A 25,615-nucleotide genomic window follows, 5' to 3' on the forward strand; every position below is an offset into this window, starting at 1 on the left:
CGATGACGCGGAGGCTATGGCTTGATGCCTATGACTATGCGGTTGGTTTGCTGCGCAGCAGCGAGGACCCATGGCTGCAGCCGGACTCGATAGGGATATTCTGCGACGAGGCGATCAAGTTGCTGGGCGCAGATTATCTGCTCCTTCCGCTGGCGCCCTTACTGGAGCGCTATCTTGGTGACGCGGGCAAGGATGGTGAAAAACGCGCAGAGACGCTGGATGAAGCCGTGGGTGACGGCGAATTATTGCAGGCGATCGAGCGGGCAATGACGGCGCTGAGCGTTTCGGCGGGCTCTGCCAAGGTTGTGCCTGTCCTGCCCGGCCCCGCTGCGATTGCGGGCGAGAACAATGATGCACTCGACATCGCGTCCATGGCGCTGGGCGATATTCTTCGGGCTGTTGCCGCCGTTCAATCCGGCATTGTCGGCATGGACGAGCCGGTGGACAGCGGGCTGGCAGAATCAGGCTCATTGTTCCGGATCGCCGAACATGGAGGATGCGCGATCATGCTTCTCGGTCATACGGACTATGCGAACGCCACCTATTGTTTCCCGACTGCGGACAGGATTTCGGCGACCGCTAAGACCGGGTGCCAGACCATCGGCACCGAAGGATTCTCGGGTAATGCCACGCCTGATCCGTCTGTCGATCATGTCCGGGTACAGGTCCCAGCAGACGCACAGCCGGAGTTTGTGCTTGCGCGGCTTGCTTCTTTGCGGACCATGGAGGTGAAATAATGCAATCAGGTCTCCTTTTTCACGACATGTTTGATTTCAACGTTGCCAGCCGTCCGGAGCAGATGTGCATAGATGATGGCATACAGGCGCTGAGCTTTGCCGAGGCAGCAGTGGCAGTGAACCGGATCGCCAATGGGTTGATCGGGCTGGGTCTGAATAAGGGCGACCGGTTCGGCTATCTTTCGCGCAACTCGGCAGATATGTGGCTGATGTATCTTGCCGCATCGCGGACCGGTGCGGTGCCTGTCCCGCTCAACTATCGTCTCGCACCTGCTGAATGGACGTATATTCTCGACAATGCTGAGGCCAGGCTGGTCTTTGTCGGGCCGGGTTATGATAAGGCAATGAGAGAAATCGCGGCAGAGCTTGCGACGGTCGAGCGGTTCATTTCTTTTGATGGCGGGCTGGATGGCGCGCTTGGATATCATGAATGGCTGGAGCAGCAGGACGCTTCGGCGGTGGCCTGCACCATCCAGTCGGACGATATTTTCTACCAGATGTATACGAGCGGGACGACCGGCCTGCCGAAGGGCGTGGTCGTCAATCACGCCAATTATGCCGCCAATATCGCCCAGACAACAAACATGATCACCCGGCTTCCCGAAGCCGGTGACACTGCTCTGGTGGTCACTCCGCTCTATCATGCCGCCGCCGTTTGGATCGCGGCCTTCTGCACCGCACGCGGTATGTCGATCATCTTGAAAACCGACTTTGACCCGGCCGACGTGGTTGAAACACTGGACCGGGAGCGCGTTGCCTTCACCTTCCTCGTCCCCGCAATGATCCAGGCCTGCCTCACCCACGTGCCTCATATCGCTCGGCGGGACTGGTCGGCGCTCAAGATGCTGATGTATGGCGCTTCGCCCATCGCCGAAGACGTTTTGCGCCGGGCCGTCTCCTGTTTCGGTTGCGATGTGTATCAAGCTTATGGCCTGACCGAGACGACCGCGATCCTCACTCTGCTGGGCGCTGACGAACATCGCCGTGCGCTGGCCGGGGAGAGCCATTTATTGCTCGCTGCCGGACGCGCCTTGCCGGGCACCGAGATGCGCATTGCTGATGACGACGACAGGCCTTGTCGATCCGGCGAGATTGGCCAGATATTGGCGCGCGGACCACAAATTGTTCCAGGCTATTGGGCGATGGAGGACGCGACCAGGGATTTCCTCAAGGACGATTGGGCGCATACCGGCGATGCGGGTGAAATCGACAAGGAAGGCTATCTCTATATCCGGGACCGTATCAAGGACATGGTCGTCAGCGGCGGCGAGAATATCTATCCGCGCGAGGTTGAAAATGCGCTCTTTGACCATCCCCAAATCATTGATGCAGCGGTGATCGGCGTCCCCGACCCGAAATTTGGCGAAGCTTTGCTCGCGGTCATCGTGACCGATCCCGGGGCAGAGCTTTCGACCGATGAGGTCATCGCTTTCTGCCGGACAAAATTGGGCGGGTACAAGGTGCCGCGCCGGATCAGCCGCGTCCCGGAACTGCCGCGCAACGCGAGCGGCAAAGTGTTGAAACAGGAATTGCGCAAACCTTATTGGGGCGATGGTGACAGGTCCGTCGGATAGCGGCCGATGAATTCATGCGGCAGCGTGCCACGCACTGTCTGATGGATCGCAAAAGCCTACCCATCGGGGTGGGTTATTCCTGCCGCCACTGTTTCAATGAACAAATAGAGCAACGTCAAACGGTGCAACAGAGCCCTTTCAGGGGCCGGGATTATTAGGGAGGATTTATAGCAATGAGCACTATTCGCGCAGCACTTCTGGCCGGTACAGCCATGGTTTTCATGCCGGTGGCGGCCAATGCCCAAACCGAGGAAGCGCCAGCAGCAGAAACTGGTGGCATCCGTCCGATCATTGTAACCGCCCAGCGCCGCAAAGAATCGCTTCAGGAAGTGCCGCTGGCAATCTCTGCGCTGGATTCGCAACGGATTGAAGAAAGCGGATTTAATGACGTTGAGGATCTCTCCTCCGCAGTGCCCAATCTGAATATCAGCGCGCTCTGGGGTACTTCCAGCCCCAAGGTCTTCATGCGCGGGATCGGCAATAATAATTTCAACCAGACGGCCGAGAGCAAAGTCGCGATCTATCTCGACCAGGTCTATCTGTCGGCCCCGTCCGGTCAGCTGTTCCAGATGTATGATCTGGAACGGATTGAAGTTCTCCGCGGTCCGCAGGGAACGCTTTATGGCAAGAATGCAACGGGTGGCGCGATCTCCGTCTATTCGAAACTGCCCGAAGACTATCTCGAAGGCTATGTCCGCGCCGGCTACGGGAATTACGACGCGTTTGAAACGGAAGGTGCGGTGACGGTTCCGATGGGGGATACGCTGTCTATGCGCGTCGCCGGCACCTATCAACGGCGCGACGGCTATGTGACGGATCTCGGCACGGGCGACAAGGTCAATAATATCGATCAATGGGCAGCCCGCGCTATCCTGCGCTGGCAGCCGAGTTCTGATGTCGATATTCGCCTGAATGTGCACGGTGGCGGTTCCGATACCACCCATAACAACAGCGTCCACCGCGGCATTTTTGATCCTGCACAGCTTGCATTGGGCAATATGGTGAAACTTCCCGCCGATGCGATCGTTGACGGGCAGGGCGTTGATATTTTTGGCTATCGCGACCCCAACCCGGATCCCTATGTGAACAGCTATGAAGGTCCCACTTTCGCGAACATTGACCTGTTCGGCGTGTCGCTGGTCGGCGATTTCACCTTCGGTGACGGTTATACGCTGACGTCTGTCACCGGATATGAAACATCGCAGCGCAGCGTCTTGCAAGAAGGCAATGGTGCGCCAAGCACGATTTTCACGATCAATTGGGGACCATCAGACTTTGAGTCGATCTCACAGGAGTTGCGGCTATCTTCGCCATCAGACGACGCTTTCAGCTGGGTGATTGGCGGCTTCCTTTTCCATGAGCGCGGCGAGGTTGATAATTTCTACAATCTCACCGACGCCAGTTTCGCGCTCGGCGGGCTTGAGGCCTTTGACCAATATTATGTCCAGTCAACCGACACCTATGCGGCCTTCGCGCAAGCGGAACTGGAAATCACGGACCACTTGAACCTCACCCTTGGTGGCCGCATCAACCATGAGAAACGTGATCTCGACCACAATAGTTTTGGCACCGATCGCAATGGCAACAATCTGCTACCCGGGCCGCTATTCGATATCAATTTGCAGGAAAGCTGGACAGAATGGTCGGGCCGGGCCGCCCTGGGCTATGATTTCAGCGATGATATCATGGGTTTCGTCAGCATCAATCGTGGCTTCACCAGCGGTGGCTTCAACACCGGCGCATTTAATGATCCGGTCGGTGCGCTCAAAATCTATGACCCTGAAATCGTGATCAGCTACGAGGCGGGTTTGCGGACCTCGCTGTTCGACAGCCGGGTCCAGTTCAATGTGACGAGCTTTCTCTACGACTACAGCGATCTTCAGGTATTCACCTTCACCGCAGGCGGACTTCAGTTCATCGAGAATGCTTCGGATGCCAGCATCATGGGCCTGGAATTTGAGCTGCAGGCGCTGGTAACGGACAATTTCGAAGTTGGCGGCAGCCTTGGGATTCTGGATAGCGAATATAAGAATTTCAACCGAACCAATGCCGGGGTGACCGAAGATCTTAGCGGTAACCGCCTGATCGGCGCGCCGAATACGCAGTTCAATCTTTATGGCCGCTACACGATCCCGACAGAAATCGGTGATTTCGTGCTCAGAGGCGATTTTACGTACACCGGAAATCGCTACTATGACGAACGCGAATTGGTGGAACTCAGCAGTGAAGGGGCAACTGTAAATCTCGACGCCCGAATTGCCTGGACCAGCAAGGATGAGACGATCGAAGCAGCGCTTTGGGCTAAAAATCTCACCGACGAAGTCAAGATCATCGACGTGGTAGAAGTGGGGCTCTTTGGTTATCAGAATGTCTGGTATAATACGCCTCGGACCTACGGATTTTCCATCGGATACCGGTTTTAGACAGCCGTCAACTCGAGGAAGATAGTTGAACCCAGAGTGCATTTGCTCGCACCAGTTAACACGCCAGCCAGTCCCAGTGGCGCGACCGGATGATGCTTTCCCTTGAGGCAATCAACCGGGCCACCGTCAATCTTGCGCTCTCAATACTATCGACCAACTCGATCGAACAGCCGACGGGACAAATCCCTTAGCAGTTTCCCGCAGCAAACGCTCCTTTGGGACCATCGGCGTGACGATTTTCCTATGATTACAGTGCTTTGAAAAGTGCTGGTGCCCAGAAGAAGACCGATTTGGATTGCGGCCCCGCAATAACAATTATCTGCGGCGTCTGGTTACGAACATTATTCTTGATCAACGACCAGTGGCTGGCCCCGTCAAACTGCATACCTGTATAATCAACCCCCGCCACATCCAACAGCGTGGGTGCCCAATTCTGAATGAAAACGGGTTCTTCAAGTATCTGATCGGGAGCGATATGGCCGCGCCACGATATCAGAGCGGGCGTCCGCATCCCGCCTTCGAAGGCCAGGCTTTTCCCGCCCCTCAATGGTGCGTTACTCGATCCCAGCTTTTTGTCACCTCCATTATCGCTCATCAATATGATGACGGTATTTTCCATCAGGCCATTAGTTTCAAGGGCGCTGACGAGCTTCCCGATGTGAGCATCCAGATCGGTCATCATTTCGGCATAAACTCTGCGGTCCATGTCCTCGATTTCCGGATATGATCTGGCAACGCCATCTATTGACTGCAGCGGCGTATGAGGGGCGTCATATGCCATGTAGAGAAAAAAGGGATTATCATCATTATGTTGGTCAATCAGTCCGAGCGCCTCCTGGGTTAGTAGCGCGGTGGTATGCCCTGTTTCACGAACAGTGGTTCCGTTGCGCTGCCAATCGAGACGGCCGTTGAACACGTGCGTATAATGATCCACCCAGCCATTCAACAGCCCATAGGAGTGATCAAATCCCCTTGCATTTGGCAGGGATTCCGGACTGCTATGTCCCAGATGCCACTTGCCAACCAACCAGGTATCATAGCCAGCGGATTTCAGACGCTCCGGTAGCAAGGTGAGATTGACAGGCAGGGTTCCATCAAGCGCCATCGGGCTGTCAATGCCATATTTGAGCGGGTTTTGACCGGTCATCAGGGCCGCCCGGGTAGGACTGCAGATCGGAAATACGTAGGAACGTTCAAGCTTGACGCCGCTCTCGGCCAATGCATCGATGTTTGGCGTCGATATTTCCGATCCATGGTAACCGACATCATTCCAGCCCATATCATCGACCAGAATGAACACGATATTGGGCCGCGGTCCCGATGACTGTGCATCTGCCACCTGATCCGGCTGCGTCATGCATCCGGTTAGCGACGCCAGTATAGAAGCCACGCACATAAAAAAGATCGCGGATGCGGACCGGTCAGGCTTTTGGGTATCTGCTTTGACGCTCATCGAATCAGCCAAACGAAAGCTGTTCGAATAGAATCTGACTCTCCGGCACGCCAATTTTACGCAAATTGTCAGCGACCGCATCCACCATCACGGGTGGACCGCACACATAGAATATCCAGCCCTCCCGCTGGGCAGGCGTAAATTGTTCTGCCAATAGTTCCGCGGAAATATATCCAGTTTTCGCTTCGACCGTATCATCTGGCTGTTCCAGAACGAGCGTCTGTCTGAAATCAAGCAGCTTCTTTTCTATATGTCCGATTTCGTCCTGAAAGACCATTTGGTCATAGCGCCGGTTACCATAAATCAGTCGAACCGGGCGGGACTCGCCAAGATCATCCAGCTGCCGCAATATGCCGAGGATCGGGCCGATGCCGGCCCCGCCTGCGATCAGGGCGATGCCGCTCGCGCTGCGACCATTGAGCGTGAACACACCATGTGGTCCATCGACATAGACCCGCTGTCCGGGCCTTAATTGCCCAAGATTTGAAGTGAAATCGCCCAGTTCGCGGATGATGAAAGATATTTGCGGAAGACTGGTGGGGCTTGATGCAATCGAGAAAGGATGCTCCGAGCGGTTAAAGGGATTGCCGCTGGTGTTGATCCACAGAAATTGCCCTGCATCAAATGAAAAGGGAAAATCGCCGTCCTTTTCTATTGTCAGCGACCAGTCGCTTGCGCCAACTTTTTTGGCTTCGACCAGCTTGAACGGTCGCCGCTTCTGGACAATAGGCCGATAAAAATAGGTATAGGCGACGATCCCGACAGAGATGGTGCAAAGGATGATCCACATTGCATCGAAATAGGGATTATATCGGCCGTGGCGACCGACCGACACCGCATGGTCAGTTCCCAATATTGCGACGGCTACCAATGCGACCCCGTGCGATATGCGCCAGGATTCATAACTGATTTTCAGCTTGTCCCTGTACATCGACATCAACACAAAAACGGTCATGATGGCCCAGGCAAATACCCCGGTCGACACTTCGCCAGTGGTGATGGAAGACCACATATCACCCAGCGCCTTTTGTGGTGCAATGAAATAGCGGGGCGCCACTATGAGAACGGGGTGCAGCAGGAAGAACAGCCCAATAATTTCGCCAGCCTTGCGATGGAGCAGCATGCCATTGTCGACGCCGGTATATCTGGTCAACACGTCAATCCGGCCCGAAAGCGGATATTGTGCCAATAAGGCGGCAAACATCGAAATATTGAGAGCCGTCAGTAGCGTTGCATAGATACCGCGATATTCGAGATCCTGCGTGGTAGACCAGATATAGGGTATTAGAACCAACGATATGTAGACAAGCATAAGACGGCGAAACGTCAAAGGCGGTTGCCGCGTCGGCGGAAGGAGAGTCGAAGGAGTGGTCATAGAAATGGCATCCAATATTCAGCGGATTGGTTCGGGCTTGCTGCGGTTGGTTTCATCTCCCCGCAGACAGATTTGTGGCATCACTTGCGGCGGAGGAAGAGGCATTGCGTTTGCGAAACCATACCGAATTTATGGTCGAAAAAACTTCCATGTCGTTCTGATTGATTAACGAGAAACGGGTTCGAACCAATCCCCGGTCGGGTAGCGAGTCCTGTTCCCGTTTTTCGACAAGTTGCGTTCTGAGCCGGAGTTTGTCTCCTGCATGGACCGGTTCCAGAAAACGGACTTCATCCTGATTGGCAACACCGATCACTGCGGCACGCGGTGTGTTCTGATGGACCAACTTGACGACCAGCGCCGGAATGAGAACCGACGGCGCGACGAGAGCCGGAGCGCCGATTTCCTGTGCAGCGGTCTCGTCCAGATGAAATTCAATTGGCTCGAAACGTTCTGCCATATCGATGATTTCTTCGCGCGTCACTATATGCGCTTCCGGCCATATCATGTCGGGAACCGGGAGATCCTCAAAATAATGTTCGATTGCCCTTGAATCCGTTGTGACAGCCATCCCGGTTCTTTAACCCCACGAGACGGTGGGTTTGACCGCTTTGTCCGGTGTAAGCTCGATGGCATCAACCGGGCAGCTCAACCTGCACAGATGGCAAATCTGGCAGTCATCCTGATAGGCGATATAGGCCTGAGCGGAATCCGGATCCATACGGATCACATCGGTCGGACAAGCCTTCACGCAATTCTCGCATCCGATACAGCCGTGAATTTTTTCGATGGGCATATGGGGCTCCTCTAGGCCTTGCCGATTTTGGCGCGATATTCATCTTCGCCGGGATAGGGCCTTGGATAGCTTTCACGATAAGTCAGCTTCGCATAGGGCTTCCATTCTTCGGGAAGCATATGTTTGGACAGCTCCATCTGGCCTTCAGGCCCTTTTTTCAGCAGCACCAGACAATGCCATTCATCGTCGTTGCGAGCGGGGATATCTTCGCGAAAATGGGTGCCGCGGCTTTCTTCACGGAACAGTCCGGCACGCAACTTCATTTCCGCATTCAGCAGCATATTCGATGCCTCATGCGCGAGCCTTAGTTCATGACCATCCCGCGCAATCATATTGGGTACTATGGCTTTGCGAATATATTCGATCGACGACAACGCCCCTTCAAGACGTTTGGGCTCCTTCACGTACAGGATATGAAATGGCGTCATCGTGTTGCGCAACAGATTTGTAACCCAGTCGGGAGAAAAGCCGCTTTCATTTTCGCGCGCAGCCCACATTTCAGAAATTTTCGTATCGACATAGGCTTGATCAAATCTTGGCATCGGAACTTTTGAAGCATATTCAGACGCGAATTTCGCCGCGCGCCTCCCTTGAATGGCCGAACCATAAGAAGAGAATCCCCGTGCAGGATAGCTCGCGCCACACAGCATCGATCCAAGGGAATCACCTGCGGCAAAAAGTCCTTCGACGCCATCAGCACGGCAGGTGTAATCGGAATTAAATACGCCTTCTCCCTTGTGCACGCCCATGCCTGCCGTTGATCCGCCTACCCGGAAGCCCCGGTCTACCGCCGGGCCGCCGAAAAGGCCGCCACCGCCCGGAGGAGGGCCTTCGGGAGGGCCTCCCCAATCCAGTGTGAGACCTTCTGCGGTGAGAAATCCCCTGCCCTCATATTTCGCTTTATTCCTGACGGCCTCGGGCGGCGGTCCCTCGCCACGTGTCTCACCCGCCGGGCCGGCATTGGGGTCTCTGGTGACATCACCCGTAGCCACATTCAGCGCGGCATTTTTCTATACCGACGTCGATGATTTCCAGGAAACCTCTTTCTCTGGCGCCTCGTTTGACACGATCAATTCCCAGGTAAATGTCATCGGTGCGGAAGCCAGCCTGTTTTGGAAGCTTTCGGACAATTTCACGTTGGATACCGCATGGACCTACGCCGATGCGACAATAGACGCCGGTACCTTTCTTATCGGCGGCGTGCCGACAGCCTTTCCTGATCGGTCGCCGGCACAGTCACCCAAATGGACCGGACATTTCGGCATGTTGACGGACTGGCAACTCACCGACGATTGGGATTTTACCGGCTCTGCCTATTTCCGGCATCGCAGCTCGATGATCCATCAGTTTGTCGAGACGTTCCGATCAGATTCGCTGAGCACATTGGATATCACGATCGGTGTAGCCAATCCCGCAAACGGGCTTGCTTTCAGCATCATCGGAACAAATCTCACAAACGAGATATCCGCTGATTTCAGTGGCCCGCCAGCAAGCGCGGGCATTGTCCCTCCAGACGTCAGAGCGGACTCACCAGGCCGCTTTCGCACTGTCTTGCTACAGGCTCGCTTGAATTTTTAGGGAGGCGCCGTTTTATATCGCTGGAATATCATGTGGCAAAGCAACACCCATGGGCGGCATTCGACGATATTTTGGTATCTGATACAGAATGCGCGTTGCACATGACGTTCATGGCCAATGGATCAGTTACATTGGGGCTCGTACCAGCATTGAACTGGGTTGAGAGCGGTCTCGATAGAAACGAGCCCCGTCGTAAGTGCCACTGGATTGTCAGCCTTGTCCGTCGTCAGATAATTGGAACAAATTGTTGTGATAGCCAATTGGATGGCACGGCGACTTCTCTACCGCTGCTCGAAACTATCTGCGTGCGATCGAAAAGCGCAGTCCGATGCGGCCGACAAAATCGTCAAAATCCCGAACCGGCACATTTGACGCATTGCTGACATATCCGGCTTCGCCGAATATCGAAACCTGATCCCATATCTGATAATCGAGCGCTGCGGTTGCCCTTATATGCGTGTCGGCACGACGCACCGGGTAAAGGAGCGAAAAATCATCTTCGTAATCGCGCTGCACAACGGAAAGCCGGGCGAAACCGGTAAGTCTGTCAGCGAGCGGTGCACTACCCACGAAACGAACGCCATAACCGATATAGCTGAAGCGATTCTCATCGGCATCATGCTTCATTCCCAGTAGTGACATATTGATCGAGGCGGGACCGCCATTGGGACGCCAATTGTGACGCAACTCGGCAAGCCATTCGGATTGATCGAAGCCGGTGAAGCGGTCCTCCGACTGATTGCGAAAGCCATAGCGCAACCGGCCCGTGGTTATATGGTCTTTCGAGTGGCGATGGATCAGCTGTGCATCCACCCGCGGCCGGTCAAATACACGACCGTCTTCACCGACAACATATTGATATTCGGCACCCAGCCGCAATCGCGTCGCCCCCTCTCCCGGCAAGGGGAAATCACCGCGAATAGACGGTCCCAATGCATAGCGATTGTAGCGGCTGTCTTCCGGATAAATCTCCATATCTGCACCGAAATCAACGAGCACTGATCCCAGATCATAGCCCAGCCGAATGTCGGTTTGGACCGAACTGGCAATGCGGTCCTGATCAACCCCGTTTTCAATGATGTCGGCTGGCACGACGTCTCGCCCTGCCGAAAGTTCCGCGGAGGCAAAAAAGCCGTCATCTTTTGCCAAAGCCGTACTGCTTGCGGGCGCCGCAATTGCGAACGTCAATATCAAAACCGGTTTCTTCATGGGCTGGTGTCGCTTTGTGTCGTGAGGGCGGAGGTGCGAAAAGATTTGGCCGTCCGGTTTATCGGAATCGTCAAAACCGATTCCAGAGTGAACCAGGCGCGCATGGCGCGGAACAGGATATATTCCGGTATCGCCAATAATGCATCGGGCCTGCGGTTGATCAGTACAGCCGCGACAGCGACCAATGCCGGCGCGCCGATCAGGACCGCTGCAATGGCCTGCCAGACCAGCGGACTGGTCGGATCGGTATCGGTGAAAAACTGGAATATGCCGAACAGAAGTATGGGAACCATCATCGCGCGACGTGCAGAATTCAACAACATATAGGGCAGGATCAACTTGCCGCAAATGGTCATGGACGAGGATGTGATGATGTCCCGACAGCGTGAGGAGACATGATAAACGGAACGGAACCAGCGGAGACGCTGCTCGCGCAGATGGGCGAGGCTGGTGGGCACTTCCGAGACATAATGAATGCGATGGTCAACGATCGCCCGATAGCCCATCTCACCGATCCGCAATGACATGTCGGTGTCCTCGCCGTTCATACCCGATGCAAATGCACCAACGCTTTTCAAGGGAGCCGTCCGGTAAACCGCGAACATGCCGGGTACGCCCACAAGACCCCACAGGGAGCTTAGAGCCGGAGAATAATAGCCATGTTTCACCAACACCTCGACAAGACGGGAACGGTCGAAAACGGCACCGCCAGGGGGCAAGGGTATGCCCCCCACCACCCCGATTTCCTCATTGGAGAAATTCTGTACGGCAAGGGTAATATTATCTTCGGCGACAAGCGTGTCGGCATCGATACGGATCGTCAGCGGATGACGCGCTTCCTGAATTCCACGGTTGAGAGCATGTGCCTTGCCGCTTTGCGCGACATGAATGATCCGCCCCTGCAAGGCTTTCGCTTCTGATATCGCCTGCTGTGCGACCGCTGCCGTATCATCGGTCGAAGCATTGTCCAGCACGATCATTTCGACGATTTCGCCATAATGCTGTGCGGCCCGATCGATGTGGCGAATTGTTTCTGCAATGATATAGGTCTCGTTAAAGGCCGGCACGATTATGCTGACTGGCGTCCGATAATCATCCTTTGCATCCAGTTTCCGCTCGATCACGCTGATCAAATATAGTTGCAGAAAAAGCAGTGGCAGAAACAGAAGAACCCCCGGACCGATCCCGCCCAGCAAGCTGATATCCCGCAAATCTTCGATCAGAGCGAAGTCGGAATAGCTGGCAAACCCTGAAAGTGCCGCTGCAATCACCGCCGTCGCAGCGAGACGCAAGACCGGACGAAGGTTTTCGCTTTCCCCGATTTTCATATCTACTTTTTCCGGCATGGATCCGCGTTCCAGCAGCATCAGCGAGAATAAGCCGAAGCCGATCAGGCCGGCGGTAATCTGGACGACGGCCAGAGCATATGGATCGCCAAACAAGGACAGGAAGAGGGTATTTGTCAGATCCAGCAGGCAACAGATCAGCAGAAATCGCAGCACCAAATCAAAGCCGAACAACAGCCGTGCCAAGGCTGAGCCACTGCCATAACAGGCAAAGGCGATATAAAAGGATATAATATAGGTGCGGATGGCGATCGAATGCTGTCCGGTGTAGGGCGCAAATATATAGTCGCGTTGAGGAAACAGCCAATCGATCTGCCCGGTTCCAAATATCCAGAGCTGAAACAATGCCAAAAGACAGAATGTCAGCAACATCGCCGGCACACGGAGCGGTGAAACCGAAGCAGCCAGGCCCTGCGGGCGACTGTCGACCGATCCAAATTGTGCCTCTCGTCTGGAATCATTGGCGGGAGGGTTGGTCACCCCGCATTGCCCGACATATTATTGTCTGTGCCATTGTCCGATAGAGAAACCAGCAAGGCTACCGCGGGCGCGTTCAAAGTATCAATTTCTCTCACGCGTTGAACCACGATCCCGATATTGCGATCGAGTGACCTGTAGATAATCCAGTCAGTCGGCCGGGCTCTCTTTTCCACAATGGCGGCGGCAATATCTCCCGCAAGGATGCGGATATTGGTGGGCATTTTACCTTTTACAAAAGACAATCCACGCGGATCAAGCAGGCCGAGCAATTGCGCGATCGCCTGCGCATCAACAGCAGTATCGGTTTCACCAAGCAGCGCAACCGTATCGGCCGCATGCAGTTGTGTCCGCACAAAAGACAGATTGTCGGAGATTTTCTCCCCTCCGCCGCGCAGCACGGTTTCCGGCAATAGCTCGGCGACGGACGGGGTTTCCGCCCCGCAGAGATTAAGATTGGCGTCGGTCGTCGCCAGCGATATTTCCATCTTGTTGTCGGATTGATGGAAGCCTGCCGGAAGCGCGATCGACTGGTTGATCCGTTCCGTCTGGGCGGAAAGCCGCCGTGAGAACAGGATATGATCATTGAGTGTGACCGTGAGGTCATAGCGAGCATCATTGCCAGTCGGCCCGACCGCCATGCGCATATCCAACGCGGAGGGCAAAGTCTGACCGGGCAAATTTTTGACATTATAATGATAGCGCCAACTAGTCTGGTGATCGAATTTGCGTATACCGCTGTTGATGTTTCTGCCGGTAATCGGAATCGGATAGGCTGCAGTGACATAAGATCCGGCGTTATTTTTGGCTTCGCCGGACAATGTGCTCAGGGCGGCGCTATCGAGGCCGTTTTTCCCGAAATGAAGCGAATACCCTTTTTGTACGAGTCGGGCAGCGTGGACGATTTTTGTCAAATCATCTGCATTGCGCTTTTTTTCATTCCACAGGACGGGAACCCGATCACCCCAGAGAGCGAGCCTGTCTCTCGTGCTATTGACCGGTTTGGCAAGCGAAAGCCGCAACCCGCTTTCCGGCTTGATCTCCACGACGGCAGCAATAGAATCAGCGATGGAACATTGAGCAATCGGTCCCCGACCCTGCAAGCTCAGGCTGACATCAAGAACAGGGGACGACAGCTCCGTGGGGGTAAGCTCAATTTCGACTTTTTGCTCAACCTTGCTCTGATTCAGCAGAATATCTGCGCGCTTCATACCATTGATCGAGACGCGCAACACGCCTTCCACACCCTCCGAAACGCGACTTGAAAAAACCAGTCCATAGCGTCCGCTGGTTGGACGGGAGTCGATGGGCAGCCGAAACAATTGACCAGTGTAGGAAGGCATGCCGCTGAGGATGAGAGGCGTATCCGAATATTGTCCTGGGGAGAAAACATTGGTCCCGCTGGTATCAGAGCCTCGTTCTTCCGCGCCTTGATAATCGGAAAACTGCTGTTTTTCAGCGCCCGTCACCTTGTTCCAGCCAGCTCTAAAGGCACCGCCTTGCCCCAGTAAAACAAGAACTCCGGCCAGCAAGAAAGCCAGCAACCCTACGCCAATTAATCTCATAATATTCTTCTGTTCGTTCCAAGGTTATGCGGCTCTCTGGCTCGGGCAATTTTCATCCGGATGGGTGGATCCGTTTTTGACGCCAGCGCTGTCGTCATTACCCAGCGCATGCGAGCGGTCTTCATTCCAGGCCGTCCGTGCGGGTATTTTGGCGAGATTGATCCGGTCTTTGTAACGCGACGATATTTCTAGCGTATCATCAAGCAGTCCGGCGGCGAGCAATATCGGATCGAGGCCCAATGCCCGTAAATGCCTGTTGCTGACATTCAGATCATTTGCCTCCGCTTCTCGGCGTGGATTGGGAACATAAGCGATCTCTGCACCGGTGAGGGTAGAAACCAGTTGTGCGAGTTCCTTGACTTCCAGGGTTTCGGCTACCTGATTAAGAATCTTGACCGGACTGCCTGCCTCGGGCGGGTTGTTCACGGCGAGTTCGACGCAGCGAACAGTATCCTGAATATTGATAAACGCGCGCGTTTGGCCCCCGGTGCCATGCACTGTCAGCGGATGGCCGACGGCGGATTCAACCAGAAAACGGTTCAATACCGTGCCATATTCACCGTCATAATCAAACCGGTTGACCAGCGCAGGATGACGCCGGGTTTCCCTGGTCTGCGTGCCCCATACAATGCCCTGATGCAGATCGGTGATGCGCATCTTGTCGTTGTTGGCGTAAAATTGAAACAGCAACTGATCCAGCGATTTGGTAAGGTGATAAACACTGCCGGGATTTGTGGGATAGAGAATATCGCGCTTGTGCCGCTGGCCTTCGTCATCGGTCACTTCCACCGGAAGATAGCCTTCCGGCAGTTCGAAGCCAGCACCGGAATATCCGTACACGCCCATTGTGCCGAGATGTACCAGATGGCTATCCAGCCCGAGTTCGGTCAGAGCCACCAGCACATTATGCGTTGCCGCCATATTGTTATCGACGGTATAGCGTTTTTCCTTCGCGCCACGCATTGAATATGGAGCCGCGCGTTGCTCGGCAAAATGCACGATCGTATCCGGACGGAGTTCTTCGAGAAAATCGGCGAATTCCTGGTAGTCGCGGGCAATATCGATGACGGCGTAATCAATTCGTTTTCCGGAGACTTCTTCCCAGGCTTCTACCCGGACGTCGATTGGCTCAATCGGCGTCAGACTGCGAATACCGAGTTCGAGGTCGATCCGCCGACGTGACAGATTATCGAGGATGGTGACGTCATGACCGATAGACGAAAGATGCAGGGCCGTCGGCCAACCACAAAATCCGTCTCCGCCGAGCACGAGTATTTTTTTGCCGATCATAAGATAGGGCCCTATTCTTTAAATATTATTGTTCAATCGGGCTAAAATCCCGACCAGTTACTACTGGAGCGCTACAAACTCTTGACGCACAGTTGTTGTGAAGATTTGGGTTCTCGACAACAAGGGTGAATTACATTCTGTTAGACTTGTTTACATTTCCACATTGCAGCATGAGATGGGTAAATTCGCCGATATTCTGGATAAATCTTGGAACGTTCTTGGAAATTCTGGCGAATCAATAGCCGTTGACTTTTCGCGGTCAAATCAGCTTAACCTCAAACAAATGCGACAAAGTCACAAATTGACGCGGGACACCTTCACCCGCAGAGATATGGTACGCGCTACGATTGGTGCAGGATTCGCGCTTGGCAACCCGCTTCCGGCTCTGGCGTCTGCCAGACCGGACAGATCGCTAGCGGCTGTTGCTGCGACCCGCGGTATTTCATTCGGGAGCGCGGTATCGGCAAAATGGCTGGACAATGAACATTTCACCCGCCTTGTTTCCCGTGAGTGCGATACCATCACGACCGAAAATGGTCTCAAATGGAAATATCTGGAACCGGAAAAGGATATTCGAGACGGCGCGCCGGCAATGGCTTTGGCGAAATTCGCTGGGCGCAGCAGGCTGGCCATGCGCGGTCACTGCTTCATATGGAACCATGACCAACGTATGCCCGCATGGCTTGTTGAAATGACCAACAAATTGCCCCGTGGGCGGAAGCAGTCATTGTCCCGGCGGATGTGGCGGCACGCCGCTTACCTTGGTCGAACCTTTCCGGCAATCAGATCATGGGATGTCGTGAACGAGGCAATCGACCCGCGCAACGGGCAGATCCGGCATTCCGCCATGCACCGGCTAATGGGGGAGCGCTTTATCGATCTGGCATTCGACATCATGAAAGCGAAAGCACCGAAGGCACAGCTCGTTTACAATGATACGATGGATTGGAGAGCATCACCATTGCATCGCAATGCGACATTGCATTTGCTGGACCGATTGCTGTCTCGCAATGTCCCGATTGATGCCCTGGGTATCCAGAGCCATATCGGCAACACGCTGGGCAAGCCACGGGACGAAACCGGCTGGCGACTATTTCTGGATGAAGTCGCCGGCATGGGTATCGATATCATATTGACCGAACTGGATTGCAGCGATCGCAACATTGACGATCCGGATCCGCTCCGTCGCGACGCAGAAACGGCGGCCTTCACGAAAGGCTATCTTGATCTGACGCTGGACTTCCCCAATGTGAAACAAATCATATTATGGTCTCTGACGGACCGGGTAAGCTACATGAACCGACCGGGCTATCCGGACTATAAACGCAGACCGGACGGTCTGCCATTGCGAGGCCATCCCTATGACGAGCATTGGCGACCCACAAAAATGCGCTCAGCGATCGCCGATGCATTACTGGCGGCGCCACAGCGTCTGTAATTTTCCGCCCCGCCCCCTGTGCCACCGCGGAAAGGTTGAAACGAACTGGATTTCAATCGGCGAAGTTCAGAAAGCTGCCGAGACGGAGCAGGGCTAGGGGCGGCCCATGGGCAACCGAATGATAAGGATTGGCTTCGGGTTCCTGTTCATCGAACGTCTCTACAATCCGCTTAACGCCCTCTTCGCTGCTCCAGGGCAGCTCGAAAACGGTAAATCGAAGACGGCGGTAACAGGAGAATTCCAAAATGCCGGCGCGCCCGTTCCGCCTGTTGAAGAGCCATGGGAAGAGGAACCCGATGATCCTTCGCCACCCCACGACTGGGTGAGTCTCTGGTAATATTTCGGAACTGCTGATGGTGGTTCCCCCAGCCCAAAGTGACGCGACGGATGGCACAGAGGAGAAACAGGATGAATATATATCGGATTATCGTCCCAGCACTGTCGCTTGCAGTGCTCGTTTTCGGAACCGGTCAGCCGCAGATGGCCAGTGCTCAGGCGCTGAACCAAACTATCAGGCTTGCTGTACAAGCTTGGCGGGCTGCCCGGCAAGGGCCGCCGCGAAGCGCCGAAATCCGGCGACATACTGGACCTGACCCGAGCTATGGCCTCCCGCTTTGCCGCGCTCGACAAGAACGATGAACTGGCCCGTCTCCGCAGCTGCGCCAACAGCCCGAAAATGAAGGCACAGATGATCGCTGCGATGCAGAAAAGGTCTGCTGGTTCCACCAATATGATCTTGCGGGAATGCAATATCAGCGTGCCCAAGCTGCAACAGGTTGCTGATACAGTATTGGGGGACAACAGCCGAGACGCAAGTGCCATTAACTATCGATCGGATCGGGCCAATCCGCCGGATGTCGGGCCCCCGGTCGAGGATGACAGCGATCAGCGCCGGCTATCTTGCGGTCGATATCGACAAACTGGGCGCGGGCGATTGGTTCGATACCGGCGGATAAATGTTGGCGTCGTCAAATGCGCGGGTGAATAATCCCGGTAGCTTGCATTGCGCCGGTCCGCGGCGCGCAAGATTCCTTCGCGTTCGTAATAGCGGATAGTGTCCACCTTCATATTCGTAGCCTTTGCGAATTTCCCAATAAGCATATCTTGACCCTGTAGCAGCTACAGGGTGCATATGCCGCTGCGAATCGAAACGACAAGAGACGCATTTGATGACCTATTTCCCACCGCATTGGCGGTTGATCGCCGCTGCCGTGCCTATCTTTATAACTGCTCCGGCATTTGCTCAGGAGACTCCCGCTGCTGATCACCTCGAGGCGGAGCATGCGAATGATCATCACGGAGAGGAAGCCGAACAGGCGATCATTGTGCAGGGAACCCGCAACCGTCGTCGCGTCCAGGACGAACCGATCCGCGTCGAAGTGATTGGGGGAGAAGAAATCGAAGAAAAAGCGATAATGCGTCCCGGTAATATTGCCATGCTGGTTGCGGAAACCGGCGGGGTCCGTGTGCAAACCACTGCCCCAGCATTGGGCGCTGCGAATATCCGGATTCAGGGTCTGGAGGGGCGATACACGCAGCTACTGGCCGATGGGCTCCCGCTCTACGGCGGGCAAGCCTCGTCGCTCGGCTTGTTGCAGATACCACCCACTGACCTCGGCCAGGTCGAAATTATCAAGGGAGCGGCTTCCGCTTTATACGGTCCATCCGCTCTGGGAGGCGTCATCAACCTGATCTCCAAACGGCCCGGCGATGCGTTCGAAGCGGAACTACTGGCCAACGCAACCACGCGTGACGGGCAGGATCTGACCGGATATATCTCTACCCCTTTAAACGACAATCTGGGCGTTTCGCTCACCGCTGGCGCGCATCGCCAAACCGGGCAGGATATCGATGGCGACGGGTGGTATGACCTATCCTCTTATGATCGCCTGACCGCCCGGCCTCGTTTGCAGTGGGATGACGGCAGCAGCAGCTCCCTTTATCTTACGCTTGGCGCCATGACGGAAGAGCGGGTTGGCGGAACGTTGCCGGGCCAAACTGTGCCCGACGGCACATCCTTCCCGCAAACTCAAGATACGGAGCGCTTCGATGCAGGACTGGTCGGCGAAACGCCAATAGGGGACAAGATGACGTTGCACCTCCGCGCGTCCGCCATGCGGCAAGACCATTTGCACCGTTTCGGCACCGTTGCAGAAGATGATCGGCATCAAAGCCTGTTCGCCGAAGCATCTGTCTCGGGTGGCAGCGGGGCGACCTCCTGGGTTGGCGGCATCGCCTTCCAGTCCGATGCTTTCCGTTCAGAAACCTTTCCAGCGTTCGATTACAGCTACGACGTGCCGGGCTTTTTCGCACAGGTAGAACACGAGGCAACGGCTGACCTCACGCTGGCCGGTAGCGGACGAGTGGATTTCCACGATGAATTCGGGACCCAGTTCAGCCCGCGCCTGTCGGCGCTTTACCGGCCCGGTAACTGGACGATCCGGGGATCGCTCGGTGGCGGCTTCTTTGCGCCCAATCCGTTTGTCGATGAAATCGAGGCCGCGGGGCTTTCACGGCTCGAACCGCTCGGCGAACTGGAGGCCGAAACCGCGACAACGGCATCGCTCGATGTCGGTTATGCTAGCGGTCCATTTGAAGCCAGCGTGACATTGTTCGGTGCCGATATCCAAAACGCAACGCGGTTACAGGAAATTGCGCCAGACCGGGTAAGCCTTGTCAATGTCGACGGAACGACCAAGGTGCGCGGATCGGAACTGCTTGTCCGCTATAAGCAAAACGGTTTTACGGTGACGGGCAGCTACGTCTATGTCGACGCCAGTGAGCCCGATGCTTCCGGCTTAGGGCGGCGCGAAGTTCCACTGACACCCCGGCATACCGCAGGGCTGGTCGGCATGTGGGAAGAACATGGCAAGGGACGCATCGGGGTCGAGGCCTATTACACCGGCGCGCAGTCGCTTGAAGGCAACCCCTTTCGCGCGCGCAGTCGCCCCTATGTGCATCTGGGTATTCTGGGTGAGATCGTCCTCGGCCGGATCAGCCTGTTTGCGAATGCCGAAAACCTGCTCAATGTGCGGCAAACAGACTATGATCCCCTATTATTGCCGCAACGCGATACAAGCGGACAATGGACGGTTGATGCCTGGGCACCACTCGACGGGTTTACGCTTAATGGAGGCATCAGGCTCCGTTTCGGGGGGGAAGAATGACTGCCATTTCCGATCTTTATGAGCAGCCGGGCGCGAAGGGGGCATCCAGCGGGATCATGTGATATCTGGCGCATTGTCAGGACATAAAATCGTCCTGTGCAACAATAGAGCAGATATTCAGGCGTAACGGTGTGAACAGGTTCCCTCTCGGGACGCGCCAAGACAGAGACCTTAGCTCAGACTGAATGTTACCGGCACCAGAACAATGGCTTCGACCGGCTGCCCAGCCTGCTTGGCTGGTATGAATCGCCACTTTTTTACCGCTTTCAGCGCGGCTTTATCAAGCCGGTCATATCCACTGCTGCGCGCGACCGAAAGGACTTTCGCACCACCCGATGCGCTCACGGTAACACGCAAAAGCACGACACCCTGTTCGCGCGCTTTGCGCGATAAATACGGGTAGGCAGGGCCGGGATTGTTTAACTGTGCAGCATTGAAATCCGGCGGCGTGATAGGGACAGGATCGGTCGGGGCCTCCTTGACCGGTGCCGTTGCCACAGCCGTGACCATTTCAGGTTCTGGCGCAGCTACTACTCTTGCAACTGTGGGCAGCTTTACGATAGCCTCCGGCGTGACAAGGTCAGCCACCGGTTTTTGTGAGACCGCAAGCGGTTCCGGGTGCGGTGGCGAGGGTGGCGTCGGCTCGGGCGGAGGCGGCTGGCTTAATGTAACGACTTCAAGCTTATTCGACTGCGGCCGTTTAACAACGGCATAGCCGGCACCTAATAATGCAACGGCCGCAACAACATGGATTATTATCGTAACAGCGAGGGCGGCCCAGCTCCGTCTCGCCCCATAGCCTTCCAGCGAGGGTGTATAAATTGGATTGATCAGTGCTGCTCCTGCTACCGGTGTATCGGCGGCGCAGTGACAAGGCCCTGTTTGAACCAATTCTGGCGTACAGCCGCAGGTCGCAATATTGGCTGATTCGCGTAAATTTTTGGGTACAATGCTGTTTGCTTCATTCGTCACAGCGACATCTAGAGACGCGCCGGTCTGCCCCGGCGCGTCATCTTGCTTCGAATCGCGCGGAATAAAGTCTGTCATATTGAACGATCTTATTCCTTTTTGCGATTAATGTTGCAAGTCATTATCAATTTGCGGTTTGGGCGCCCGCTTGCCTGTCATCCTAATAACGCACTGCTACCGTCAGCAACGCCTGGCGGCCTGCACCGGGAACCGCAAAATGCGGATTGCGTGGTTTGACGATATAGCGTTCATCGGTCAGATTCTGGATATTGGCACGGATCGAAACATTATCGGTTGCCTGAAAAGCTGCGGTCGCATCAAAACGCCAGTAGTCGGGTACAGGGATGAGGTTGGCAGTATCCGCATAACGTTTGCCGGTATAATATGCGCCCCCGCCAATGCTGAAGCGATCAGTAACGGTGACGTTAGACCACAGGCTCAGATTATGTTTGGCGGTGTTGGGGAAGCGGTTTCCTGCATCGGCATCTCCGCGGATTTCACTGTCAAGATAGACATAACCGCCCGAGAGAGAGACCGGGCCGATCTGGCCTGCGATGCCGAGTTCAAAACCATCGACGCGCCGTGTGCCCGGGATGATTTCGATTTCGCCGACGCCAGTGTCATTGCGGACATTGTCGGTATCGGTGCGGAACAAGGCAGCCGTCAGGCTGAGTGCGCCGTTCAACGCGTCGTATTTTCCTCCGATCTCATAGTTGCGCGTGATCTGCGGATCGTATGTTGCGCTGGTTCCGTTGATGGATTGAGACCCCTCGCCAACATCCGAGCCGGGAGGCGTCGCGCTGTCGGCAAAGCTGGCATAAATGCTGGCATTTTCTACTGGTTTGAAGATGAGGCCGGCTTGATAGCTCCAACTATTGGTTTTATTCGCGGCGCTATAAGGCACGCCCCGACTGGTCCCTTTGGCTGTTACATCAAATTGTTCCCAGCGAAGGCCCAGATTTACGAGCAGTTTCGGAGTGATGGTGATTGTGTCAAATCCATAAAAACCGATGCTGTCGGCGCGCGTGATGGATGGTGTAGTGGCGTTGGTTATCGAGCCATTCCATGGGTCGTAGGGATCGGGACTGTAAAGGGTGGTGCAGTTGTAATTGGGAGACCCGATTTCAGACGCAGGACATGTGCGGTCACCCGTGTCAACGCTATAGGCCAGATTGGTTGTTTTTGCGGTGCTTACTTCTCCGCCAAAGGCAATGCTGTGTGAAATGCCGCCGGTGTCAAACTGTCCTGATACCCCCAAATTGCTGACGAGTGCATCATTCACCGAATTGCGGCTCTTTACCGCACGCCACACCAGATCATTGGCCACATTACCCGCGCTGTCGTCCGGATTGGTTACGATATAATTGTCGCGCGAATGGGACCATCGGCTGATATTGGTAATTGCCCAGCCGGAATCAAACGTGTGGGAGAACTGGAAACTTACCGAATCGACATCTGTTTCCTGGAAGTCGCGGGAAACCAGTCCATAGAAATTATCGTAATCGACATCGGCGATCACGCGGGTGCCATCGGGGACGCCTGTTCCGTCAAGCTGTTGCCGAGATGTATAGGGAATGCCGTAATCGGGGATGCCCTTCGTTTCATAATGGTAATAGGACAATGTTGCGACGGTATTCGTCCCGAGTCCCATGGAAATCGATGGCGCTATTCCCCACCTGTCATCAAAAATAGCATCACGACCCGCTACATCGGCATCGTGCCACAGGCCGTTTACCCGGATGCCGACGGTATCGCCAATCATCTGGTTAACATCCACGGTCACGCGTTTCAGATTATCGGTTCCTATCGTGGCCTGACCAGCGATAAAGCTTTCTGCCTGTGGTAATTTGCTCACGATATTGATCGTGCCGGCAGCACCGCCGCGCCCGCCAAATGCGCTATTGGGGCCTTTAAAGACTTCCAGACGCTCTACAGCAAAGGTTTCACGGGTTTGCGATCCTACGTCGCGTGCGCCATCGACATAGGTATCGCTTGTCGCATCGCCACCACGGATGAAGGGAATATCGGCCGAAGCGGTGCCGCCTTCGCCGGCGCCAAGGGTTATGCCGGGCACATTGCGAAGCGCATCCTGAAAAGAGAATGACGCGCTGTTTTCGATAACGTCACGGGTGACGACGCTGACGGTGCGCGGGGTATCAATGAGCGCAGCGGTCGCTTTTGGTGATTTTATCGCGTCAACCTTATAGCCTTCATCAACAGAGGAGTCGGTTACGACAACGCCATCGAGCATGGTTTCCTGATCTTGGGCCGCAGCGGGAGTCGCAACACATATGGCCGCGCCGACACAGCTTAACGCAACATAGCTGGTCGATTTCCGTGGCTGATTTTTCTGATGATCTTGCGAAAGCGTCGGTTTCAAGTTGAATCTCCCTGTTGTTCTCTGATCCGAGTGACAGGGCTCTATTGCGAAAGCTTATCAACAAGTCAATAGTAATGATAATCGTTATCATTAAGGCACATGAAGTTATTTAACTGACTGATTATTTAGCATAAATATTTATGAATCTGCCCAGCGACGGAGCAAATTGTGATAAAGGTTCGTCAGATCAACGACAATCGGGTGCTCGCCACCTTTTTCAACGGTTAATTGCTGTATGCTCGTATCGAGTCGGAACAGATGTTCGCGAGCCGCATTTTCGCGAACCATGCTTTGCAGCCAGAATATGCAGGAAACACGGCTACCCTTCGTTACAGGCATCACACGGTGTAGACTCGATGCAGGATAAAGTACCATGTCACCCGCTGCGAGCTTGACCTGATGTTCACCAAAAAGGTCCTGAACAATCAACTCGCCGCCTTCATAGGTATCTGGATCGGTCAGAAAAAGGGTGCAGGACAGATCGCTGCGGATACGGACATCGGTGCCCCGCACTTGCCGTATCGCATTGTCAACATGATTGCCGAATGTTTGCCCGCCCGCATATCGGTTAAACATCGGCATATATACTTTGAGCGGTAAAGCGGCGGCAACAAATTCGGGGGTTCGGCCCAGGGCGGCCATCACCAATGCGCTTGCTTTATTGGCTGCGTCACTTCCCTGCGCAATTTGTTCATTCTTTTTGGCGAGCGCGCTTTGATGACCCGATGTTTCATTACCATCTACCCAGGGGCCTTCATCGATGATGGCGCGGCATTGATCGACCTCAGCGGCGCTCAAGACATTTTCTATTTTGAGCATCATTGGCCGGCTCCTTCTTCTGTTTCAGCTGCATAATCGCGCCACATATCGCTATAATAGGCATGGCCTTTGGCGACCAGCTTTACGGCCAGGCGGTGTCGCTGCGCAAAGGCCAGGCCCTGCTGTGGCCCCAGTACTGCGATAGCGGTTGCAAGAGCGTCGGCCTGCATGCAGCTTGGGTGCAACACCGATACAGTCGATATAGCTTCGGTCACTGGCCGACATGTCTGAGGGGACAGGCTGTGCGACCAGCTCTCGCCATCGACCGAGCGGCGGCGTAAATAATGACCGGTTGTCGCTATCGCCCACCCGCTTAGTGCGATGCGGCTCACCTGCGCATTCTTCTCATCGGGCGCATTTTCTATCTCGACCCACCATGGCTCTGCGTTGCTTTGCACCCCTATCGCTCGCAGCTCGCCGCCGATCTCAACCAACGCGTGGGCAATGCCTTGCTGCTCCAGCAGCGCAATGGTGTAATCGACCGCGAAGCCCTTTGCGATGGCGGAAAGGTCAAGTTCCAGATCGCCGGGTTGGTAGATCTTGCTGCCCGTTTCTGAAAACCGGATATCCGTCCAGCTATAAGGATGTTTTTCTATTGCAGCTGACGCTTTTGGCTTTTGGAGCGGCACCGGGCTTGCGCCAAATCCCCATAGCTCGCTCAGCCCGCCGATGGCAGGATCAAATGCGCCATCACTGGCAAGCGCTATGGCGCAGGCGCTTTTCAATACCATACGAAACTGGGGGGAAATAGCGGTCCAGCTTGTCGCTTGTGCGCGGTTGAACAGGCTGATTTCCGAGTCCGGCTCCCACTGACTCATCTGGCTGATAATGACCTCAAAACCGGCCTCAATCCGCTTTCGCAAACTAGTGAGGTCCTGCGATGCAGGACAAATTGCAGTCACCATCCAGGATGTCCCCATGGTTTCACCGGCCAATTGCACGGTTTCCCCATGGGGGTCTGCCTTCAGGCGTGTCCCGTCGATTGGCGGCGGCAGCACTATTTCGATAGTGTCATCGGCCAT

General features: G+C 54.9%; 22 protein-coding genes. 8 read left to right on the forward strand and 14 right to left on the reverse strand.

Going from position 1 to position 25,615, the window contains the following annotated elements:
* Nucleotides 1–2: 2 nt before the first annotated feature.
* The 3 genes from ACN0VD_RS04785 to ACN0VD_RS04795 all read left to right on the forward strand — a co-directional run bounded on the left by ACN0VD_RS04785 (nt 3) and on the right by ACN0VD_RS04795 (nt 4,734).
* Nucleotides 3–737 carry a hypothetical protein gene (locus tag ACN0VD_RS04785; RefSeq protein ID WP_417592167.1) on the forward strand — a complete coding sequence of 245 codons (735 nt, stop codon included), beginning with the start codon at nt 3–5 and terminating at the stop codon, nt 735–737.
* Nucleotides 737–2,311 carry a long-chain-fatty-acid--CoA ligase gene (locus tag ACN0VD_RS04790; RefSeq protein WP_417592169.1) on the forward strand — a complete coding sequence of 525 codons (1,575 nt, stop codon included), beginning with the start codon at nt 737–739 and terminating at the stop codon, nt 2,309–2,311. Before ACN0VD_RS04785 ends, ACN0VD_RS04790 begins: the two co-directional genes overlap by 1 nt.
* A gap of 173 nt (nt 2,312–2,484) precedes the next feature.
* Nucleotides 2,485–4,734 (forward strand): TonB-dependent receptor, encoded by a 2,250-nt coding sequence (locus ACN0VD_RS04795; RefSeq protein ID WP_417592171.1) that lies wholly within the window; start codon nt 2,485–2,487, stop codon nt 4,732–4,734.
* Nucleotides 4,735–4,981: 247 nt separating this feature from the next.
* On the opposite strand, the gene ACN0VD_RS04800 is transcribed toward ACN0VD_RS04795, so the two are convergent.
* The 5 genes from ACN0VD_RS04800 to ACN0VD_RS04820 form a co-directional block, all read right to left on the reverse strand.
* Nucleotides 4,982–6,187: an arylsulfatase B gene (locus ACN0VD_RS04800; RefSeq protein ID WP_417592173.1), complete on the reverse strand. Its 1,206-nt coding sequence runs from the start codon at nt 6,185–6,187 to the stop codon at nt 4,982–4,984.
* Between the two features lie 4 nt (nt 6,188–6,191).
* Complete coding sequence (locus ACN0VD_RS04805) at nt 6,192–7,481, reverse strand: ferric reductase-like transmembrane domain-containing protein (RefSeq protein WP_417592175.1); 1,290 nt, start codon at nt 7,479–7,481, stop codon at nt 6,192–6,194.
* Nucleotides 7,482–7,614: 133 nt separating this feature from the next.
* Complete coding sequence (locus tag ACN0VD_RS04810; RefSeq protein ID WP_417592177.1) at nt 7,615–8,130, reverse strand: MaoC/PaaZ C-terminal domain-containing protein; 516 nt, start codon at nt 8,128–8,130, stop codon at nt 7,615–7,617.
* A gap of 9 nt (nt 8,131–8,139) precedes the next feature.
* Nucleotides 8,140–8,355 carry a 4Fe-4S dicluster domain-containing protein gene (locus ACN0VD_RS04815; protein ID WP_417592179.1) on the reverse strand — a complete coding sequence of 72 codons (216 nt, stop codon included), beginning with the start codon at nt 8,353–8,355 and terminating at the stop codon, nt 8,140–8,142.
* A gap of 11 nt (nt 8,356–8,366) precedes the next feature.
* Entirely contained in the window at nt 8,367–9,347 is a 981-nt protein-coding gene (locus tag ACN0VD_RS04820) for a hypothetical protein (RefSeq protein ID WP_417592181.1), read from the reverse strand.
* Here ACN0VD_RS04820 and ACN0VD_RS04825 point away from each other — a divergent pair.
* Nucleotides 9,328–9,933, forward strand: coding sequence for a TonB-dependent receptor domain-containing protein (locus ACN0VD_RS04825; RefSeq protein WP_417592183.1), 606 nt, complete (start codon nt 9,328–9,330; stop codon nt 9,931–9,933). The genes ACN0VD_RS04820 and ACN0VD_RS04825 overlap by 20 nt on opposite strands.
* A gap of 297 nt (nt 9,934–10,230) precedes the next feature.
* Here the strand turns inward: ACN0VD_RS04825 and ACN0VD_RS04830 are convergent, their stop codons facing one another.
* From ACN0VD_RS04830 to ACN0VD_RS04845, 4 genes are read right to left on the reverse strand one after another with little or no spacing between them, the layout of a single operon-like run.
* Nucleotides 10,231–11,142, reverse strand: a complete 912-nt coding sequence (locus ACN0VD_RS04830) for a hypothetical protein (RefSeq protein WP_417592185.1) — start codon at nt 11,140–11,142, stop codon at nt 10,231–10,233.
* Nucleotides 11,139–12,968: a glycosyltransferase gene (locus ACN0VD_RS04835; RefSeq protein ID WP_417592187.1), complete on the reverse strand. Its 1,830-nt coding sequence runs from the start codon at nt 12,966–12,968 to the stop codon at nt 11,139–11,141. Before ACN0VD_RS04835 ends, ACN0VD_RS04830 begins: the two co-directional genes overlap by 4 nt.
* A complete protein-coding gene (locus ACN0VD_RS04840) occupies nt 12,965–14,530 on the reverse strand; it encodes a hypothetical protein (protein ID WP_417592189.1) in 1,566 nt (521 codons plus the stop codon). Before ACN0VD_RS04840 ends, ACN0VD_RS04835 begins: the two co-directional genes overlap by 4 nt.
* Before the next feature lie 24 nt (nt 14,531–14,554).
* On the reverse strand, nt 14,555–15,820 hold the full coding sequence (locus tag ACN0VD_RS04845) for an NAD-dependent epimerase/dehydratase family protein (protein WP_417592191.1): 1,266 nt from the start codon (nt 15,818–15,820) through the stop codon (nt 14,555–14,557).
* 331 nt (nt 15,821–16,151) lie between these two features.
* Here ACN0VD_RS04845 and ACN0VD_RS04850 point away from each other — a divergent pair, with 331 nt between their 5' ends.
* The 3 genes from ACN0VD_RS04850 (at nt 16,152) to ACN0VD_RS04860 (ending at nt 18,246) form a co-directional block, all read left to right on the forward strand.
* Nucleotides 16,152–17,258: an endo-1,4-beta-xylanase gene (locus tag ACN0VD_RS04850; RefSeq protein ID WP_417592193.1), complete on the forward strand. Its 1,107-nt coding sequence runs from the start codon at nt 16,152–16,154 to the stop codon at nt 17,256–17,258.
* 106 nt (nt 17,259–17,364) lie between these two features.
* Nucleotides 17,365–17,595 (forward strand): hypothetical protein, encoded by a 231-nt coding sequence (locus ACN0VD_RS04855; protein ID WP_417592195.1) that lies wholly within the window; start codon nt 17,365–17,367, stop codon nt 17,593–17,595.
* Nucleotides 17,596–17,775: 180 nt separating this feature from the next.
* Nucleotides 17,776–18,246: a hypothetical protein gene (locus ACN0VD_RS04860; RefSeq protein WP_417592345.1), complete on the forward strand. Its 471-nt coding sequence runs from the start codon at nt 17,776–17,778 to the stop codon at nt 18,244–18,246.
* Here ACN0VD_RS04860 and ACN0VD_RS04865 read toward each other — a convergent pair.
* Nucleotides 18,144–18,359, reverse strand: a complete 216-nt coding sequence (locus ACN0VD_RS04865) for a MerR family DNA-binding transcriptional regulator (RefSeq protein ID WP_417592197.1) — start codon at nt 18,357–18,359, stop codon at nt 18,144–18,146. The two genes, ACN0VD_RS04860 and ACN0VD_RS04865, sit on opposite strands and share 103 nt — an antisense overlap.
* Before the next feature lie 68 nt (nt 18,360–18,427).
* Here ACN0VD_RS04865 and ACN0VD_RS04870 point away from each other — a divergent pair, with 68 nt between their 5' ends.
* Complete coding sequence (locus ACN0VD_RS04870) at nt 18,428–20,425, forward strand: TonB-dependent receptor plug domain-containing protein (protein ID WP_417592199.1); 1,998 nt, start codon at nt 18,428–18,430, stop codon at nt 20,423–20,425.
* A 171-nt stretch (nt 20,426–20,596) separates the two neighbouring features.
* Here ACN0VD_RS04870 and ACN0VD_RS04875 read toward each other — a convergent pair whose 3' ends face one another.
* The 4 genes from ACN0VD_RS04875 to ACN0VD_RS04890 all read right to left on the reverse strand — a co-directional run bounded on the left by ACN0VD_RS04875 (nt 20,597) and on the right by ACN0VD_RS04890 (nt 25,615).
* On the reverse strand, nt 20,597–21,472 hold the full coding sequence (locus ACN0VD_RS04875) for an energy transducer TonB (protein ID WP_417592201.1): 876 nt from the start codon (nt 21,470–21,472) through the stop codon (nt 20,597–20,599).
* An 82-nt stretch (nt 21,473–21,554) separates the two neighbouring features.
* Nucleotides 21,555–23,774 (reverse strand): TonB-dependent receptor, encoded by a 2,220-nt coding sequence (locus ACN0VD_RS04880; RefSeq protein ID WP_417592203.1) that lies wholly within the window; start codon nt 23,772–23,774, stop codon nt 21,555–21,557.
* Nucleotides 23,775–23,912: 138 nt separating this feature from the next.
* A complete protein-coding gene (locus tag ACN0VD_RS04885; protein WP_417592205.1) occupies nt 23,913–24,596 on the reverse strand; it encodes a Fe2+-dependent dioxygenase in 684 nt (227 codons plus the stop codon).
* Nucleotides 24,593–25,615: an FAD:protein FMN transferase gene (locus ACN0VD_RS04890; protein WP_417592207.1), complete on the reverse strand. Its 1,023-nt coding sequence runs from the start codon at nt 25,613–25,615 to the stop codon at nt 24,593–24,595. The genes ACN0VD_RS04885 and ACN0VD_RS04890 overlap by 4 nt, the downstream gene beginning before the upstream one ends.

The organism is Parasphingorhabdus sp. (assembly GCF_048267785.1).
In the GTDB taxonomy this organism is placed as follows: Bacteria; Pseudomonadota; Alphaproteobacteria; order Sphingomonadales; family Sphingomonadaceae; genus Parasphingorhabdus.

Excerpts from the sequence above, each read along its gene's own strand:
- ACN0VD_RS04800 (WP_417592173.1), bottom strand. The coding sequence starts at position 6,187 with ATGAGCGTCAAAGCAGATACCCAAAAGCCTGACCGGTCCGCATCCGCG.
- ACN0VD_RS04840 (WP_417592189.1), bottom strand. The coding sequence starts at position 14,530 with ATGAGATTAATTGGCGTAGGGTTGCTGGCTTTCTTGCTGGCCGGAGTT.
- ACN0VD_RS04815 (WP_417592179.1), bottom strand. The coding sequence starts at position 8,355 with ATGCCCATCGAAAAAATTCACGGCTGTATCGGATGCGAGAATTGCGTG.
- ACN0VD_RS04875 (WP_417592201.1), bottom strand. The coding sequence starts at position 21,472 with ATGACAGACTTTATTCCGCGCGATTCGAAGCAAGATGACGCGCCGGGG.
- ACN0VD_RS04785 (WP_417592167.1), top strand. The coding sequence starts at position 3 with ATGACGCGGAGGCTATGGCTTGATGCCTATGACTATGCGGTTGGTTTG.
- ACN0VD_RS04855 (WP_417592195.1), top strand. The coding sequence starts at position 17,365 with ATGGGCAACCGAATGATAAGGATTGGCTTCGGGTTCCTGTTCATCGAA.
- ACN0VD_RS04795 (WP_417592171.1), top strand. The coding sequence starts at position 2,485 with ATGAGCACTATTCGCGCAGCACTTCTGGCCGGTACAGCCATGGTTTTC.
- ACN0VD_RS04870 (WP_417592199.1), top strand. The coding sequence starts at position 18,428 with ATGACCTATTTCCCACCGCATTGGCGGTTGATCGCCGCTGCCGTGCCT.
- ACN0VD_RS04890 (WP_417592207.1), bottom strand. The coding sequence starts at position 25,615 with ATGGCCGATGACACTATCGAAATAGTGCTGCCGCCGCCAATCGACGGG.
- ACN0VD_RS04790 (WP_417592169.1), top strand. The coding sequence starts at position 737 with ATGCAATCAGGTCTCCTTTTTCACGACATGTTTGATTTCAACGTTGCC.
- ACN0VD_RS04845 (WP_417592191.1), bottom strand. The coding sequence starts at position 15,820 with ATGATCGGCAAAAAAATACTCGTGCTCGGCGGAGACGGATTTTGTGGT.
- ACN0VD_RS04810 (WP_417592177.1), bottom strand. The coding sequence starts at position 8,130 with ATGGCTGTCACAACGGATTCAAGGGCAATCGAACATTATTTTGAGGAT.
- ACN0VD_RS04850 (WP_417592193.1), top strand. The coding sequence starts at position 16,152 with ATGGTACGCGCTACGATTGGTGCAGGATTCGCGCTTGGCAACCCGCTT.
- ACN0VD_RS04885 (WP_417592205.1), bottom strand. The coding sequence starts at position 24,596 with ATGATGCTCAAAATAGAAAATGTCTTGAGCGCCGCTGAGGTCGATCAA.
- ACN0VD_RS04830 (WP_417592185.1), bottom strand. The coding sequence starts at position 11,142 with ATGAAGAAACCGGTTTTGATATTGACGTTCGCAATTGCGGCGCCCGCA.
- ACN0VD_RS04865 (WP_417592197.1), bottom strand. The coding sequence starts at position 18,359 with ATGCTTATTGGGAAATTCGCAAAGGCTACGAATATGAAGGTGGACACT.